Origin of the sequence: Haloarcula montana (genome assembly GCF_035666295.1) — an archaeon.
Taxonomy (GTDB): domain Archaea; phylum Halobacteriota; class Halobacteria; order Halobacteriales; family Haloarculaceae; genus Haloarcula; species Haloarcula montana.
The window spans coordinates 693,784-710,116 of record NZ_CP142027.1; the positions used below are offsets into that span (position 1 = coordinate 693,784).

12 protein-coding genes are annotated in these 16,333 nt (G+C 66.4%); 6 read left to right on the plus strand and 6 right to left on the minus strand.

The genetic code is table 11. The features are described 5' to 3' along the window. Together smc and VJ109_RS03655 are read right to left on the minus strand one after the other, a co-directional pair. Positions 1 to 3,585, minus strand: a complete 3,585-nt coding sequence (gene smc, locus VJ109_RS03650) for a chromosome segregation protein SMC (protein ID WP_324759090.1) — start codon at positions 3,583 to 3,585, stop codon at positions 1 to 3. 21 nt (positions 3,586 to 3,606) lie between these two features. Continuing rightward, complete coding sequence (locus VJ109_RS03655; protein ID WP_276180305.1) at positions 3,607 to 3,915, minus strand: DUF7518 family protein; 309 nt, start codon at positions 3,913 to 3,915, stop codon at positions 3,607 to 3,609. A gap of 142 nt (positions 3,916 to 4,057) precedes the next feature. On the opposite strand from VJ109_RS03655, the gene gatB reads away from it, so the two are divergent. Further along, positions 4,058 to 5,572 (plus strand): Asp-tRNA(Asn)/Glu-tRNA(Gln) amidotransferase subunit GatB, encoded by a 1,515-nt coding sequence (gene gatB / locus VJ109_RS03660; RefSeq protein WP_324759092.1) that lies wholly within the window; start codon positions 4,058 to 4,060, stop codon positions 5,570 to 5,572. A gap of 212 nt (positions 5,573 to 5,784) precedes the next feature. On the opposite strand, the gene VJ109_RS03665 is transcribed toward gatB, so the two are convergent. Next, entirely contained in the window at positions 5,785 to 8,265 is a 2,481-nt protein-coding gene (locus VJ109_RS03665) for a DNA topoisomerase I (protein ID WP_324759094.1), read from the minus strand. 133 nt (positions 8,266 to 8,398) lie between these two features. Next, complete coding sequence (locus tag VJ109_RS03670; protein WP_324759096.1) at positions 8,399 to 9,775, minus strand: aryl-sulfate sulfotransferase; 1,377 nt, start codon at positions 9,773 to 9,775, stop codon at positions 8,399 to 8,401. A 117-nt stretch (positions 9,776 to 9,892) separates the two neighbouring features. On the opposite strand from VJ109_RS03670, the gene VJ109_RS03675 reads away from it, so the two are divergent. Then, positions 9,893 to 10,441 (plus strand): hypothetical protein, encoded by a 549-nt coding sequence (locus VJ109_RS03675; RefSeq protein WP_324759098.1) that lies wholly within the window; start codon positions 9,893 to 9,895, stop codon positions 10,439 to 10,441. A 65-nt stretch (positions 10,442 to 10,506) separates the two neighbouring features. Here the strand turns inward: VJ109_RS03675 and VJ109_RS03680 are convergent, their stop codons facing one another. Continuing rightward, entirely contained in the window at positions 10,507 to 11,469 is a 963-nt protein-coding gene (locus VJ109_RS03680) for a hypothetical protein (RefSeq protein ID WP_324759100.1), read from the minus strand. Between the two features lie 188 nt (positions 11,470 to 11,657). Between VJ109_RS03680 and VJ109_RS03685 the strand changes: the two genes are divergently transcribed. Further along, on the plus strand, positions 11,658 to 13,019 hold the full coding sequence (locus VJ109_RS03685) for a winged helix-turn-helix transcriptional regulator (protein ID WP_324759102.1): 1,362 nt from the start codon (positions 11,658 to 11,660) through the stop codon (positions 13,017 to 13,019). A 224-nt stretch (positions 13,020 to 13,243) separates the two neighbouring features. Here the strand turns inward: VJ109_RS03685 and VJ109_RS03690 are convergent, their stop codons facing one another. Further along, the gene (locus VJ109_RS03690; RefSeq protein WP_324759104.1) at positions 13,244 to 13,645 is read right to left on the minus strand and encodes a Rieske (2Fe-2S) protein; all 402 of its coding nucleotides are present in this window, start codon (positions 13,643 to 13,645) and stop codon (positions 13,244 to 13,246) included. Positions 13,646 to 13,915: 270 nt separating this feature from the next. Here VJ109_RS03690 and VJ109_RS03695 point away from each other — a divergent pair, with 270 nt between their 5' ends. The 3 genes from VJ109_RS03695 to VJ109_RS03705 are packed head-to-tail and all read left to right on the plus strand — an operon-like array spanning position 13,916 to position 16,298. Continuing rightward, positions 13,916 to 14,635, plus strand: coding sequence for a phosphoglycerol geranylgeranyltransferase (locus tag VJ109_RS03695; protein WP_324759106.1), 720 nt, complete (start codon positions 13,916 to 13,918; stop codon positions 14,633 to 14,635). 38 nt (positions 14,636 to 14,673) lie between these two features. Continuing rightward, positions 14,674 to 15,366, plus strand: a complete 693-nt coding sequence (locus VJ109_RS03700; RefSeq protein WP_324759107.1) for an HAD family hydrolase — start codon at positions 14,674 to 14,676, stop codon at positions 15,364 to 15,366. After that, on the plus strand, positions 15,363 to 16,298 hold the full coding sequence (locus VJ109_RS03705; RefSeq protein WP_324759108.1) for a phosphotransferase family protein: 936 nt from the start codon (positions 15,363 to 15,365) through the stop codon (positions 16,296 to 16,298). Before VJ109_RS03700 ends, VJ109_RS03705 begins: the two co-directional genes overlap by 4 nt. The last annotated feature ends 35 nt before the right edge of the window (positions 16,299 to 16,333 follow it).

The following is a 16,333-nucleotide window of genomic DNA, read 5'->3' on the forward strand; positions in this document are numbered from 1 at the left end:
TCAGTCGTCCGCAGGTGCTTCCTCACCCTCGTCTGTGCCCGAGAGATCGATCCCGGTAACAGCCGAGACGTTGTCGCCCTGCATCATCACGCCGATCGCGCGCTCGGAGCGATCGAGCATCGCCGAGCGATGCGAAACGACCACGAACTGGGCATCGCCGGCCAGTTCGTCGACGAGTTCCCCGACGAGTTCGGCGTTGGCGGCATCGAGGAAGGCGTCGACCTCGTCCAGGGCGTAGAACGGCGCGGGGTTGTGTCGCTGGATGGCGAAGATGAACGCCAGCGCCGTCAGGGACTTCTCGCCCCCGGACATCGCGTTGAGCCGCTGGATGGGCTTGTCGGCGGGCTGGGCTTTCATCGTCAGGCCGCCGTCGAAGGGGTCGTCCTCGTTTTCCAGGTGGAGGTGGCCGGTGCCGTTCGAGAGCCGCTCGAAGATCTCCTCGAACTGCTCGTTGATGGCGTCGAACGACTCCATGAACGTCTCCTTCTTGCGGGCCTCGTAGGTGTCGATGCGCTCCCGGATACCGTCGGCCTCCTCGACGAGCGTCTCGCGTTGCTCCTCCAGTTCGTCGAGATCCTCCGCCACATCGTCGTACTCGTCGATCGCACGCATGTTGACCGGTTCGAGCGCCTCCATCTCCGCGACCAGTCGCTCGATCTCGGCCTCGACAGTGTCGTGGTCCGGGACGTCCTCGGGGTCGTACTCCCCAACCTGCGCTTCGAGTTCGTCGATCTCCCACTCCAAGCGCTCCCGGTCGTCCCGGGAATCGTCGAGGTCGCGCTCGACGTCGCTGACGGCGGTCTGTTGCTCGTCGCGGGCCTCCTTTGCCGCCGAGAGCTCCTCGCGAAGCTCCTCACGCTCGGCCTTGAGGTCGGCCAGTTCTTCCTCTAGATCGGCGATCTTCGCCTCCTTCTCGGCTTTGAGTTCCTGTTTCTGTGCGACCTGTTCTTCGAACTCGGCGATGCGTTCTTCCTGTTCGGCTTTCCGGTTCTGTGCGGCCTCGATGTCGTCGTGGAGCTCCTCGACGGCGTCCTCTGCGTACTGTTTCTCCAGTTCGAGTTCGTTCCGGCTGCCCTCCAGTTCGTCGAGCCGGTCCTCCAAGTCGTCGATCTCGCCCTCGATGGCCTCGCGCTCGTCGGTCAGCGCCGGGAGCTCGGAGTCTTCGACTTCGGCCTCTAGCTCGTCGATCTCGGTTTGTAGCGCCGCGATCTCCTCGTCTTTGGCCTCGATCTCGGCTTCCAGTTCGTCCATCTCGTCGGCGACGTTGGCCCGCTCGGCCGCGATCTCGGCCAACTCCTCGTCGAGTTCCTCGATGCGAGCCCGGGTGTCGTCGACGGCTTCCTGCTTGCGTTCGATCTGGGCCTCGATGTCCCGGACCTGCTCGGTCGCGTCGGACTCTCGGTCGCGGGCGTCGTCCAGTCGCTGTTCGACGTCCCGGAGGTCGCTGCGGACGCTCTCACGTTCTTCCTCCAGATCGGTGATCCGCTGGGCGACCCGTTCGAGTTTGCCGGCCCCGCCGGAGAAGGAGTACCGCGTCCCCGAGGACGACCCTCCAGTCATCGCACCGCTCTTCTCGACGAGGTCCCCCTCCAAGGTGACCATCCGGAAGTCCCCGATGAGGTCCCGCGCCGTGTCCATGTCGTCGACGATCACGGTGTCGCCGAGCACATAGGCGAAGATCCCGGCGTACTCCGAGTCGAAGTCCACGAGGTTGTACGCGAAGTCGACGACGCCGTCGTGGCTCGGCAGCGACGGCAGCGACCGGCGCTGCATCTTCGTGATCGGCAGGAACGTCGCCCGGCCGGCGTTGCGCGATTTGAGGTAGTCGATACACTGCTGGCCGACGCCGTCGTCGTCGACGACGACGTGTGCCAGTCGTCCCCCGGCGGCCGTCTCACAGGCTGTCGCGTACTCGGGATCGACGCCGCCGAGCTGCCCGACGGTGCCGTGGACCCCCCCGAAGTCGTTGTTCAGGATGGTCGTCACCGCGCGGCCGTAGGAGGAGTCGCCCTCCTGGCCGGCCTTGGCTTCGAGTTCGGCGTACTCCTGTTGTTTGGCGCTGATCTCGTCTTCCAGCTCGTCAAGATCCGACTGGAGTTCGCGTTTCTCCGCCCGCAGGTCGTCGACCACCTCGCCGATGGTCGCCTTGTTCTCGCGGGCTTTCTCCAGTTCCGTCTCTAAGTCCTCGATGTCCGCCTCCAGATCGGGGATGCGCGCTTCACACTCCTCGATCTGGTCCCGCTTCTCGTCTTCCTCGTTAGAGCGCCGGCGGGCCTCGTCGAGCAGACGGTCCTGCTCGCGCTGCAGGTCGTTGTGCTCGCTTTTGAGCGTCTCTAACCGATCGCGTTTGGCTTCGAGTTCGTCTTTGACCTCCTCGAACTCCTCGCCGACGGCGTCGATCTGCTCTTGGACCTCGGCCAGTTCGGTCTCCTTCTCGGCGATGTCGGCCTTGAGGTTGGACTGCTCGACTTTCGTCTCGCGGATCTCGCTCTCCAGATCGTCGATACTCTCTTGTTTGCGGTCGATCTGGACGAACGCCTGGCGGCGCTTGTTTTCGGCCTCCTCGACAGCCTCCTCGGCGGCCTCGATCTTGTCCTCGAACCGGGAGATGTCGCCCTTGATCTCCTCGATATCGCGTTTGATCGCGAGCTGCTCGTCCTCGCCTTTGCGCTCGATCTCCTGGTTCAGTTCCTGGAGTTCGTCTTCCAGGCGGACGACCTTCCCCTGGCGCTCGTCGAGTTCGGCCTGGAGGTCCGCGAGTTCGGTCTCCAGCTCCTCGATATCGCTCTCGACGGCGTCCAGTTCCGCGCGCTTGTCTTCCAGTTCCGCGGCCTTTCGGTAGCCCTCGTACTCCTCTTTCTCCTCGCGCAGCGACTGGTACTCCAGGGCCGTCTCGCGTTCGTCCTCCAGTTGGTCGAGCCGGTCCTGTTTCTCCTCGATACGTAACTCGGCCTCGTCGATGCGCTCCTGGACGACCTCCAGTTCCTCGAAGGCGTCCTCTTTCTTGGCGTCGAACTGCGAGACGCCGGCGATCTCGTCGATGATCTCCCGCCGGGCGCCGGCGGTCATGTTGATGATCTCGGTCACGTCGCCCTGCATGACGACGTTGTACCCCTCCGGCGTGACACCGGCCTGTGCGAGCAGGTCCTGGATGTCCGAGAGGTTGACCGAGCGGCCGTTGATGTAGTAGTAGGAGTAGTAGTTGTCCTCGGTCTGTTTGACCCGGCGTTTGATCGAGATCTCGTCGACGTCGCCGACGTCCTCGGTACCGGCGGCGTTGACGACCTGCGAGCGGTCGAGCGTACGGTCGTCGTTGGCCAGGATGACCTCACAGCTGGCCTGTCGCTCGCCGGAGACATCGGCGTCCTCGTCGGCGTGGCCGGGGTTGTAGATGAGATCTGTCAGTTTCTCGGCCCGGATACCCGACGTGCGGGCCAGGCCGAGGGTGAAGAGGACAGCGTCGATGATGTTGGACTTGCCTGAGCCGTTCGGACCGCTGATGGTGGTGAAGTCGTCGTAGAACGGGATTCGGGTCTTCCGCCCGAAGCTCTTGAAGTTGTCCAGAACGAGCTCTTTGATGTGCATGCGGTGTGGTGGGCCGGGTCCCTACGCGACGATGATGTCCGACTCGGACTCCTCGGTGGTTTCGGCGTCGGCGGGCGCCTCGGCTCCCTCCTCTGGCGGTTCCTCGGGGGCCTCGGTGTTAGATGTGTCGGCCCCGTCGTCGAACTCCGCGTCGACTTCGGCGTCGACATCGGTCTGTTGGCTGGCGATGGGACCCACTTCGCCGTCGACGGCGTTTTCCATCTCGCGAAGGCGGACTTTGCACTCGACGAGTTCGTCCGTGAGTCCTTCCACGGATGCTTCCAGTTCCTGGACGCGTGCTTCCAGTTCCGCGACGCGGTTGTCGCTCATATGAACACACGTTCCGGCCTGGACACTTATACCTACGTCAGACAATATCATGGATTCTGACAGCTCTCGGACGAGTCCGGTGATTCGCCCGCGTTCGGGCGTGGTCGTTAGTCTTTAGCCACCCGACGCCGAACGCCGGGTAATGACTGCACAAGCCGCCGAGTCCCGCGAACTCGCGGCCGTCATCGGGCTGGAGGTCCACGTCCAACTCGAGACGGATACGAAGATCTTCTGTGGCTGCTCGACCGCGCCGGCCGACGAGCCAAACACCCACACCTGCCCGGTGTGTCTCGGACTCCCGGGCGCGCTGCCGGTCGTCAACGAGGGCGCCGTCGAGGCTGCCGTGAAGATCGGGAAGGCGATCGACGCCGACGTACCCGAGGAGACCACGTTCCACCGGAAGAACTACTACTACCCCGACCTGCCCAAGAACTTCCAGATCACCCAGTACGACGCGCCGATCTGTCAGGACGGCGAACTCTCCTTTGCCGTCGAGAGCGAGCGGCGGTCGGTCGACATCCGCCGTGCCCACCTCGAAGAGGACCCTGGGTCGATCAAGCACGTCCGCGAGGGGACCGGCCCGCTGGAATCCCGGACCTGCTCGATCGACCGGGCCGACTACACGCTCGTCGACTACAACCGCGCCGGGACGCCGCTGATGGAGATCGTCACCGAACCGGACTTCCGGGCACCGGGCGAGGTGCGAGCGTTCCTCGAAAAGCTCGAAGAGGTCCTGGAGTACCTGGGCGTGTTCGACCCCGGGCGGGACGGCAGCCTCCGCATCGACGCGAACCTCTCGATGGTCGACGCCGACGAGGTCGGCGACGACGGCGAGATCGACGAGTCGGTGCTGGAAGACGCCAACCGGACGGAGGTCAAGAACATCTCCAGCCACAAGGGGGCGGAACAGGCCCTCTCCTTCGAGGCCTCCCGCCAGCGGAAACTCATCCAGTCCGGGCGCGCGGTCGAACAGGAGACCCGCCATTTCAACGAGACCCACGGAAACACGGTCTCGATGCGCTCGAAAGAGGAAGAGAAAGATTACCGATACTTCCGGGAGGCCGACCTGCCGCCGCTGCGTGTCGCCCACTGGAAGGACGAACTCTCGATCCCCGAACTCCCCGACGCCCGCCGTGAGCGATTCGTCGCGGAGTACGGGCTCAGCGACGAGGCCGCCTCGAAGCTCACCTCCACCAAGCAGGTCGCGGACTTCTTCGAGAGCGTCGCCGAGCGGTTCGACGCCGACCTGGCCGCGACCTGGGTCGCCGACAACCTGCTGGGCGAACTGAACTACCGCGACATGGAGATCACCGACGTCGACAACCGTTTCGACGAGGTCATGCGGCTGGTCGAACTGGTCGCGACCGACGAGATCACCGCCAAGAACGCCCGTGAGAGCGTGCTCCGCGGGATGCTCGACGACGGCGACGATCCCGAGACGATCGTCGACCGGGAGGACCTGGGCAAGACCTCCGGCGACGAGATCCAGCAGGCCGTCGAAGCGGCGATCGACGAGAACCCCGACGCCGTCCAGGACTTCCACGACGGCGAAGGCGGCGCGATCAACTTCCTGGTCGGTCAGGTGATGCAGAAGACCGGGGGAAGCGCCGATCCCGGCGACGTGAACGAGCGGCTGCGGGCCGAACTGGAAGACTGACAGGAGGGTGGTTTGCAGTCGCTGTCGCGGTGCGGTGGCCGGGAGCGCTCCGTTGCGCGACCTGGGGACGGGCGGGGCATGGCTGAGAGCATCCCGCGCAGGAGGCGCGGTTTCACCGGACGAGCGCTCTCCGAGCGCTCGTCCGGCCGTTTTTCTCCATGTTTTTGCAAACGAGGTTCGCGGAGCGAACCCCGTGCAGTAAAAAGTGGTCGCTAGTCGTCCAGTTGCGCCTGCCACTCTCGGACCTGGGTCTCGCTGACTCCCTGGACCTCCGTGGCGACGGTGTCGGAGTTAGCCTCCCGGAGCGCATCCAGGTCGTCGACGCCGGCGGCTTCGAGTTTCTCGGCGGTCGCGGAGCCGATGCCGTCGAGATCTGCCAGGTCCTCGACGGCGTTGCGGGCTTTGTACTCCTCGTAGTTACAGATCGGGCAGCCCAGTTCCCAGGGGTCGTCGCTGTCGGAGTCGACGACGAGTTCGGGCAAATCGTGGTCCTCACAGTAGGTGTCGGTGATCGCGATGTCGCCGTTCCGTGGGAGGGGCAGCGAGTAGTCACAGTCGGGGTAGCGCGTACAGCCCACCAGCCGCGATCCGGAGCGGAGATGCTTGATCGCGAGTTCGCCGCCCTCGTCCTCGCTGCAGTCCGGACACGGGCCGATCACCTCGTCCTCGCTCTCGTCGGCGGCTTCGGCCTCACAGCGTGGGCAGCCGTGGACGAAGGTGTCCCGGCCGGCCAGCATCTTCACGTGGTGCATGTCGTGGTCCTCACAGACCTCCTCAAGGACGAGCGGCTCGCCGGTCGAGGGCAGCGGGAGCGTGTTCCGACACTCGGGGAAGCCATCACAGCCCACGAAATACGAGCCCTGTCGGGAGCGACGGACGAGCAGGTCCTCGCCGCACTCCGGACACGGTCCCAGGGTCTTGTCGGCTTTCAGCGACTCCTGGAGGTAATCGCCGATCTCTTCACGGGACTCGCGAAGTTCCTCGAAGACGCGTTCGAGCATCTCGCGGGACTCGTCGGTCACGTTCTCCAAAGTGGCCTCGCCGTTGGCGATGCGGGTCATGTCCGCCTCCAGTTGTGCCGTCATCTCCTCGCTGACGACGTGATCGGCGAACTCCTCGGCGGCCTCGACGACCGCCATCGCCAGCGTCGTCGGTCGGGGTGGGTCCCCCTCGATGTAGCCGCGGTCGTACAGCTTCTCCAGGGTGTTGTGTCTCGTGCTCTTCGTGCCGACCCCCAAATCCTCCATGGTCTGGATGAGTCGGGACTGGCCGTACCGGCGCGGCGGCTGGGTCTGTTTGGCCTCGATGCGGACCTCGGGCATCGCCAGCTCCTCGCCCTCCTCGACGTCGGGGACGTGGTTCTCACTGGCGCTGGAGTAGGGGTAGACGGCGTGGTACCCCGGTTCGACCAGACGCTTGCCGTTTGCCTTCAGCGAGCGATCGGCGGCCTCGGCGACGACCCGAAGGTGTTCCCAGGTCGCTGCCTCGGCGACGGTCGCGAAGAACCTGCGGACGATCAGTTCGTACACTTCCCACTCGTCCTCGGAGATATCTGCCTTCGAGGGTAACTCTCCGGTCGGATGGATCGGCGGGTGGTCGGTCGTCTCCTCGTCGCCCTCCGTCGGTGCGATGTCGTCCTGTTCGAGGAGGGATTCGGCGTCCTCGGCGAAGGCCGAACCGACGAACTCGTCCAGCAGGTCGTCGGGGTCGAGGTCCTCGGGGTAGACCGTGTTGTCGGTCCGCGGGTAGGTGACGTAACCGGCGGTGTACAGCTCCTCGGCGATGGACATCGCCCGCTGTGCGGAGTAGCCAAGCGAGCTGGCCGCGGAGATGAACGCGGTAGTATTAAACGGTGTCGGCGGACTGTCGGTCCGAGTCCGACGGCGGACGCTCGTGACCGTCGCGGCGTCGACGCTCTGGAGGTCCTCGTAGGCGGCTTCGGCGGCCGCTTCGTCCCAGACGCGCTCGGCCTCGGTTCCGTCGTCGTCGTAGAAATACTGTGCCTCGAAGGCCACGCCGTCCTTCTGGAGGTCGGCGAACAGCTCCCAGTAGTCCTCGGGATCGAACGCCTCGATCTCCCGTTCGCGGTCGACGATGAGTTTCAGGGTCGGCGACTGGACCCGCCCGACTGAGATGAAATCGTCGCCGAGTTGCCGCGCCGACAGCGAGAGAAAGCGCGTGAGCGCCGCGCCCCACATGAGGTCGATGATCTGTCGGGCCTCGCCGGCTGCGGCCAAGTCGAAGTCGATCTCGTCAGGTTCGGCGAAGGCCTCCCGGACCTCCCGGTCGGTGATCGAGGAGAAGCGGACGCGACTGACCGGGATGTCGGTCTCGTCGCGGATGAGTTCGTAGGCCTCCTTGCCGATGAGTTCCCCCTCGCGGTCGTAGTCGGTCGCGATGACGGCCTCGTCGGCGCGGCGGGCCAGTTGCTTGAGCGTCGTGACGATGTTCTCCTGGGTCGGTTCCTTGGTCACGTCCGCCGAGATGAGTTCGACCGGCTCCACGTCGCGCCAGTCGCTGTATTCGGGCGGGAAGTCGACGCCGACGACGTGGCCAGAGAGGCCGACGACCCGCTTGTCCCCCCAGCGGTAGACGTTGACGCCGTTGCGTCGCTCGCTCTCCGCGCTCCCCTCCGACAGGATTTCGGCGATGCGCCGTGCGGCGTTGTCCTTCTCGGTGATTATCAGCTCCATCGGACACCACCTGTGGCTATCATTGGTCCCGATAGGTCCGGACGAGTTCTAAAGTGTTTCGCCGAAACCGACGGACAGCGCGGGTGTGCGCGGCGTACGCGGTCGCTCGCGCTCGCGTGTGCGGGGGATGGACTTATCTCTCGGCCAGACGCGCTCGTCCGAGCCTGATGCCTTCGGCGACTGCCCAGCCCAGCAGGACGACGCCGGCCACCAACCCGTAGAAGAGGTCCCAGCCGCTCATCCAGACCGGGCGCAGCCACGGGGTGTAATGCCCCCAGAGCGCGCCGACCGTGGCCGCGGTGTCGTCCAGGGGCGTCCCGACGAAGCTCGCTTCGATGAACGTTCCGACCGGGGCCGACTCGTTGCCACCGGCCGTGAGGTTCGCGCTCCCGGAGAGCGTGTAGCTCCCGGTCGCGTTCTGCTCGCGGATCGTCGGCCCCGTCGAGCCGTCGCCGTGGGCCACTCGCTCGGAGTCGTAGGGACCCCAGGTGGCGTAATACTCCCAGACGACTTCACCTGTCGGGGTCACCTCGATAACCCGGTGGTTGAGCGTGTCGGTGATGAGCGTGTTGCCGTTGGGAAGCCGGTCGGCGTCCCGGGGCCAGTTCAACTGCCCGGAACCGACTTCCCAGGTCCGGGTCCAGTTCCCGTTCGTGTAGGCGTACTCGACGACGCGGTCGTTGTGGCTGTCGGCGACCAGGATCGTCGGCGTCCCGTCGGCCCCACGGAGGAAGTCGGGGTTGTGTTGCTCGTTGAGGATGTCGTGGTTGCCGTCCTCGCCCAACTGCAGTTCGATCTCACCCGTCGTCCGGTTGACGAGGATGACCTGGTCGAAGTTCCGCGGCGAGGCGAGGAACTTGTCGTCACCGACGGGATCGATGTCGTTGCTGTGTGTCCAGTCGTCGTCCTGTCCGCCGTCGGTGCTGGCCGGGTAGTGGTCGCGGTAGCGCCACCGCCAGGTGACGGTATCGGTGGTGAGGTTGTAGACGAGCAATTCGTCGTCGGAGACCCCCTCGCTCTCGTTCCAGGCCCGCATGTGCGAGACCGCCAGTGCAGTGTCGTTCAGCATGTCGATGTCGTGGGTGTCCTCGTACGGGAGCAGTCGTTCCCACTCGCGCTCTCTGGTCTCGGGGTCGAGTTCGTACACCAGGGTCTTGCCCTCCCGTGGGGAGACGACGAGCAGGTTCCCGTTCGGCAGTGGATCGACGTCGAAGAACCACGCGTCGGTCCCCTGTCTGCTCGTGTAGGTCCACTGGAGCCGGCCCCGCTCGTCGACGGCGACCAGCCGGGCCGGTTTCTTGGGGTTCGTGTTCCCCTGGAACGTGTAGCCCTGGGTACTGACGACGGTGGTGCCGTTGGCCGGCGACGTGACGGTCCCACGCTGGAGTGTCGTCGCCTCCCGGTCGTCTGCGGTCACCGCACTGACGGCTATCGGCGCGATCAGCGAGACGACCAGGAGCGCAGCGAGGAGGCGTGCCACGGTCGCCCGGGAATAGTCGGCGGGGAGCACACCACCACTTCGGCGAGCCCGTCGATTAACCCTTTTGAGACGGCTGCGCTGTGGCCGTGTTCGGACGGCCATCCGGGACTTCGATGGCCTCTTGTCGTCGAGGGTTCGAGCCACACCATGGACAGACGGCTCATCACCGGCCTCCGTGCGACCGTCGCGGCACTCGTGTTCGCGACGGCGGCGTTTCACCTCTGGTGGGGGCTCCCCCGGAGTATCGTCTACCTCCAGGCCGCCGAGGGTTTTCTCCTTCGCGGACTTCCCCCGGACCCGCGTCCGTTTTTCTTCGTCGCCTTCGCGGTGGTGTTGCTCGCCGGCCCGTATCTCGTCACCCGACGGATCGTCAGCCTCCGGAACGCCTATCTGACCGGGATGGTCCTGCTCGCCGGTTCGATCGCCGCCTGGGTGTTCTGGCACGCGACCGGCCACGGTGCGTTCCTCGTCGACGGCTTCGACGCGCCGGGCGGCGGCGCGGGCCACCACGGCGGGAGCCTCGTCCTCCTGATCCTGGATCACTTCGTCACCGAACCGGTCGAGTCCGCGATCAAGACCATCGAGTTCCTGGGAGTCGCCGTCTTCGTGACGCTGCTGTGGAAAGACCCCGCGATCATCCCCGGCGAGAACGCAGTCGAACCCGAGGCAGAAACAGGCGACGCCGTGGAGAACTGACGCCGCGGGGTGAACTACCGGCCGGAGGGCCGAACGTCAGGGGATGGACCGTCCGCGTCGGGTGGTTACAGGCCAACCGCGCCGCGTGCCGAACCGTTCGCGGACGCGTTGCCCCCGGCACTGGCGGTCGTCTCGGTGTCGACGTCGGCGTCGACGGTCGCGTTCGATTCGCTCTCGCTGTCGGCGTTCGCGTCACTATCCGCGTCCGCATCGCTGTCGGCGTGGACGGCCGCGTTGGTGTCGGCGTTTGCCGTCGCGTTCACGTCGGCGGCAGCGCTGGCATTGGCGTTCGCTCGGGCATCGACAGCCGCATTGGCGTTCCCTGAATTCTCGGCCTCCGCCGAAGACTGCTCGTCGCTGTGCTGGTTACTGCGGTCGCTCGCGTTGTCGCCGTGCGCGTTCTCGTTGGCGGGGGCCGCGGGGTCACCGGGGCCGCCGGCAAACAGTTCGACGACCATGTCGATGACGACGCTGGCGCCGAAGCCGTTGCCGGACCGATCACCCTCGGAACCGTCCCGTGCGCTCTCGGTGGCTGCGGTGGGTTCCTCGGTCGGCTGATCGCTGTCGTTCGAACGCCGCTCGTCCGCGGCCGTTTCGCTAGCCGTCGCTTCGGCGTTCGCCTCCGTCTCGACGTCCACGGTGACCGTCATCGTGCGCTCGGCGGCCGCCTCGCCGGCCAGGGTGACGACATCCTCGGCGTCGACCTGTTCGCTCTCGATACCCACGTCGACCGCTGCGGTCGTCTCGGGCGTGGGCACGCGGATCTGTCCGTCCGCGTCCGTTTCGTACTCGCCTTCGGCTGCGACCTCGGTCTCGCCGAGGCTCTCGATGTCCACGGCGGCACCGGAGACGGCCTCGCCGTCGGACTCGACGGTCACCACAGTCTCGTTCTCGGTCGTGTGGACCGTCACAGTGAGCGATTCGCCGGCAGTACTACTCGCGTCGCCGCTGGCCGCGGCAGCCGGCGCGATACCGGCGGTGGCCAGCAGCACTGCCATCACCGCTGTCAGTGTCGTTTGTCGGATCATCGTCCACTCAGATCGAGGGGCAGTTGATAAAAGGAATTTCTGACAAAACCGTCCAAACGTGCGTATTATCAGGATAGAGCGGCTATCAGCCGAGAACTGTGTACTCCAGACAATATTTAAAAGAACGCGACTTCGGGCACAAGATACTTGTCTCTCTCAGGGAAACTACGTGCCGAGCGAACCGTCCGATGACCCGTTCGACCGTCGCCCTCGCCGTGGGGCTCGTCTGCTGTGTCCTCCTCGCGTCAGGTCTCGGAGCGGCCGTCACGACCGACGAGAGGGCTGTTCCGTCCGGTCTGGTTGCGGACGACGGCGTGGTCCCCTCGGACAACGATACGTCGACGGTCGGTGAGACGACCGACAGCACCACGTCGTCTGTCGACGAGACGACGGACGATGCGGCAGAGACCGACGACAATACTACGTCGACGGTCAGTACCACGACGGAGACTACGACATCGACGGTACCGAAGACGGCCGAGAACACGACGGGGTCCGTCGAGGAGACGACCGAGAACGCCGCGGACACGACCCGAACAGTCCGCGACGACGCCGAGTCGGCCAGCGAGTCCGCCGGGTCGACGCTGGACGGTGCGTCGAACACGACCGTGAACGCGACTGCACGCCCGTCGGTGAACGCGACCGCGGACGGAGCGGTGAACGTGGACGGGACCTCGGCCCGGGGAGCGACGCCCGACCAGACCGGAACGACCGCCCGAACGAACGCCGACGGCACCGCGGCCGGTGGAGCGAACCGTTCGACCGCAAACGCTTCCAGCACCGCGGCTAACGCGTCGGCAGGGGCTGCGAGCGGAGCAAAGCCGCCGGGCCTCGGCGGTGAGATGCCGACGCCGGACGGGAAGAGCGTCGCCGTCGGTGTCGGTGCGACGGTCGCAGCCGGTGCGGCGGGGCGGGCCTACGTCGGGGCGACGGGCGGGAGTCCAACCGCCGCAAGCGGTGTCGCCCAGTCGAGTGTTCCCTTCGTGCGAACTGCCTACCGCGGAGTCGCCGACCGCCTCTGGCGGTTCCTCGGTATCGCCGGCTACGCGCTCCACTCCGAGGACCCGCTGGAACACGAGACGCGGGCGGACCTGGCGGCGGCCATCGAGGACAACCCCGGCGCGTACCTCTCGGAACTGGCCGACGCCAGCGACGCCTCGATGAGCACCGTCCGGTACCACCTCAAAGTCCTCGAACGCGAGGCCGTCGTCACACCCGTGAAGATCCGGGGCAAGCGCCGGTATTTCTCCGGCGACGAACCGACCGACAAACTCGCTGCCGCGCTGGCCGACGACGCGACGGAGACCGTCCTCCGGGCGCTCGCGACCGTCGGACCGGCGTCAGTGTCGGCACTGGCCGACGAACTCGACCGGGACCCAAGTACCGTGACCCACCACCTCGACCGCCTCCAGGAATCCGGTCTCGTCGAGCGCGAGCGCGACGGCCGCGCGGTGGTCAACTCCCTGGCACCGACGGCCGCTGCCGCGATGGCACCGCGGGTCGGCGAGCGCGGCGATTCGCCCGCCGTCGGGTCCAGTCCGGGTGATTGACGACCACTTTTTACTTCGTCGCCCTTCCTCGCGCGCTCGAAGAGCGCGCTGTGGGAGGGCTCCTCGCAAAAACATGGGGAAAAACGGCCGAACGCTCGGCGTAGCCTCGCGTTCGGTGAACCGGCGGCTGCGCCGCCGGATGCTCTCTGTCAGCCCCCGCCCGTCCCCAGGTCGCGCAACGGAGCGCTCCCGGCCACCGCCGCGACAGCGACCGCCACCGCGATCTACAACTGTAGATGCGAGGTCGAACTCGGGCCATCGTCGTCGTCGATCCCGCCCTCGTGGTGAAAGTCGTAGTCGTCGTCGATCAGGAAGACGGTGCCGTGTCGCTCGGCGATGTCGACCCCGGGGAGAGTCGTCCCCGCCGCTTCGCCGTTGTCGCAGTCGCCCGAACACGCGTCGAACAGCGACCCGTGGCGGGGACAGATCAGTTGGCCCTCCCGCATCGGGACGCCACGGCCGGTGTCGAACCGCTGTTGCTCGTGGGTGCAGACGTTGACCCACGCTTCGACGCCGTCCTCGCAGGGGACGACGACGATTTCTTCGAGGTCACCGTAGGGGTCCGTCGCGGTGAACAACACCGACCCCTCCTCGTGGACGGCCTCAACCGTCGTCAACTGGTGCATGGGAGATGCTTTGCCGCCAGCCGCTAAGGCATGGTGGTCACTCGGCGAAGTCGGCTTCGGGCGCGACTAGTCGAAGTACCGTAACGTCGGTGGTCGATGTCGCTATCGCGGCGGAACTGAAACGGGGCTTCCCGGGTCGCTGACGGTAACAGTACCGCTGAAGCGGTCGGGCGTGCCGAAACGTACTGGTTCGACAGGACCGAATGGATGTCACGCTACACATCCCGGCCATCCGAAGCGGTTATGCCGACAGACAAACGTCACTGCGGTATGAGCGACTGGGCGGACTGGGACCACATCGTCAAGATCGACCCGGACAAGACGCTGGTCGACGGCGAAACGTTCGAGGACGTAGCTGCGACCGGGACCGACGCGATCGAGGTCGGCGGTACCACTGGGATGACCGAAGAGAAGATGCAGCGGGTCGTCGAGGCCTGCGGAAAGTACGACATCCCCGTCTACATCGAACCCTCGAACCCGGCGTCAGTCGTCCACAGCGACCGCCACGACGGCTATCTGGTCCCGGTCGTGATGAACGCCGGCGACGTGACCTGGATCACCGGCGCCCACAAGGAGTGGATCCGTATTGACGACGAGATCGACTGGTCCAGAACCTTCACCGAGGCCTATATCGTGATGAACCCCGAGGCCTCCGTCGCCACCTACACCCAGGCCGACTGCGATCTCGATGCCGAGGAAGTCGCCGCCTACGCCGAGGCCGCCGAACACCTGCTCGGCCAGGAGATCGTCTACGTCGAGTATTCGGGAATGTTGGGCGATACCGAGATCGTCTCCGCTGCGGCCGAGGCCATCGACGACGCGACGCTGTTCTACGGCGGCGGGATCGGCGACTACGAGTCCGCCCGGCGGATGGCGGAACACGCCGACACCATCGTCGTCGGCGATCTCGTTCACGACGAGGGCGTCGACGCGGTCCGTGAGACCGTCGAGGGCGCCAGAGACGCCCACGCAGCGACCGCCGATCGCTGACACACGCCGCTTTTCTCCGCCCAGTCCCTACGGCGGCTATGCAGCAGGTGGAGGCGGTCGTCTTCGACCTCGACGGGACGCTGTGTGAGTCCACCCAAGACGAGGAAACGGTGTTTGCCGGTGCCTTCGAGGCCGTCGACCTCCCGCAGTTCGGTGCCGTCGACGAGCTGTGGGCGGCTCTGGACGGTCCACCGGACCCCGAGGACGAGCAGTCGTATCTGGCTGCCGGCTTCCGCCGGCTCGGCGCACAGTACGGCCACAGACAGGTCCCGGCCGACGAACTGGCCGCCGGGCTGCTCGACACCGTCGACCGGCGCGCCGTCGCCTTCCGTGACGGGGCGGACGGGGCGTTGCGAGCCGCCCGAGCGCACGGTCCAGTCGGTGTGTTGACCAACGGTCCTGCAAGCCGTCAGCGTCCGAAAGTCGAGTCGCTGGCGCTCGCTGATAGGGTCGACACTGTCTGGTACGCGGGCGACCGGCCGCGGCGCAAGCCACATCCGGAGCCGTTCACCGACGTGTGCGAGACCCTGGGAACCGCCCCAAAGGCGACGCTGTACGTCGGCGACTCGCTTGCCTACGACGTGGCGGGCGCACACGGTGCCGGCCTTCAGGCCGCCTGGTGTCCCCGGACACCCGGGGACAGCGAGGGCTACCGTCCCGAATACGTCTTCGACAGTCCGGCGGACCTCATCGAGGTGTTGGAGCGGTCGGACGAACCTCGACAGCCGTGAGCGACGTCGAACAGGTGTTCCGTCGGGTCGTCCCGGACCGGATGCCCGAGACGATCGAACGGCCGCGTCAAGGGAACCACAAGAGGACAGCCGTCGCACGGTACCCCGACCGGCCCGCAGTCGTCGTCCAACTGGCGGACGACCCCGCGGCGGTACACACCGAAGCCACACTACTGGCTGCCGTCGCCGACCGGACGAGCGTTCCGGTTCCGCGGCTGCTCGCACACGGTCGGCTCGACGGGCGTGGCTATCTCGTCACCGAGTACGTCGACGGCACGGACCTCCACGAGCGGTTCGACGCCCTCCCGGCGGATCGACGCCAACAGGTCGCCCGACAGTTCGGGAGCGTGCTGGCGCGGCTCCACGAGGCGTTTGCCTTCGAGTCGGCCGGGCCGCTATCGGTCGATGCCGGCGGGTCGCTGATCGGTGGCGGTCGGTCCATCGCCGAGGCGTTCACTACCGCTGCCGAGGACGCCCTGGCAGCACTGCCGGCGGCGTTCGACGACCTGCGGCCGGAACTTGCCGCCGCGCTGGAGCCCCCTGCCCGAACCCGGCGGCCGCGGCTGTTCCCCTGGGACCTCCGGCCAGGGAACGCCCTGGTGTCGGCAGGCGACCTCGCCGCTGTCCTCGACTGGGGTGGCCCGCAAGCCGCCGATCCGGCGCTGTCGGTCGCCAAGACCGAACACCTCGTTGCCCGCTGGTACGGGACGGACCCGGAGCCGCTCCGGAGCGCGTTTCGCGGGGGTTATCGGTCCGTTCGCCCGCTGCCGTCGGTCCCGCGGGCCTACCGAGTGGCGGCCGTCGTCACCGCCGCGGTCGACTCCGCGGGCGTGGTGACCCGACCGCACTACCCCGAACGGACCGGGGCCGAAGCCGTGGCGATCCACCGCGCGTGGCTGACCGAGTGGCTGGATACCGGCGAGGGTGAATAAACGGAGTTTAAGTCCGTCCCCGCAAACGGACGAAT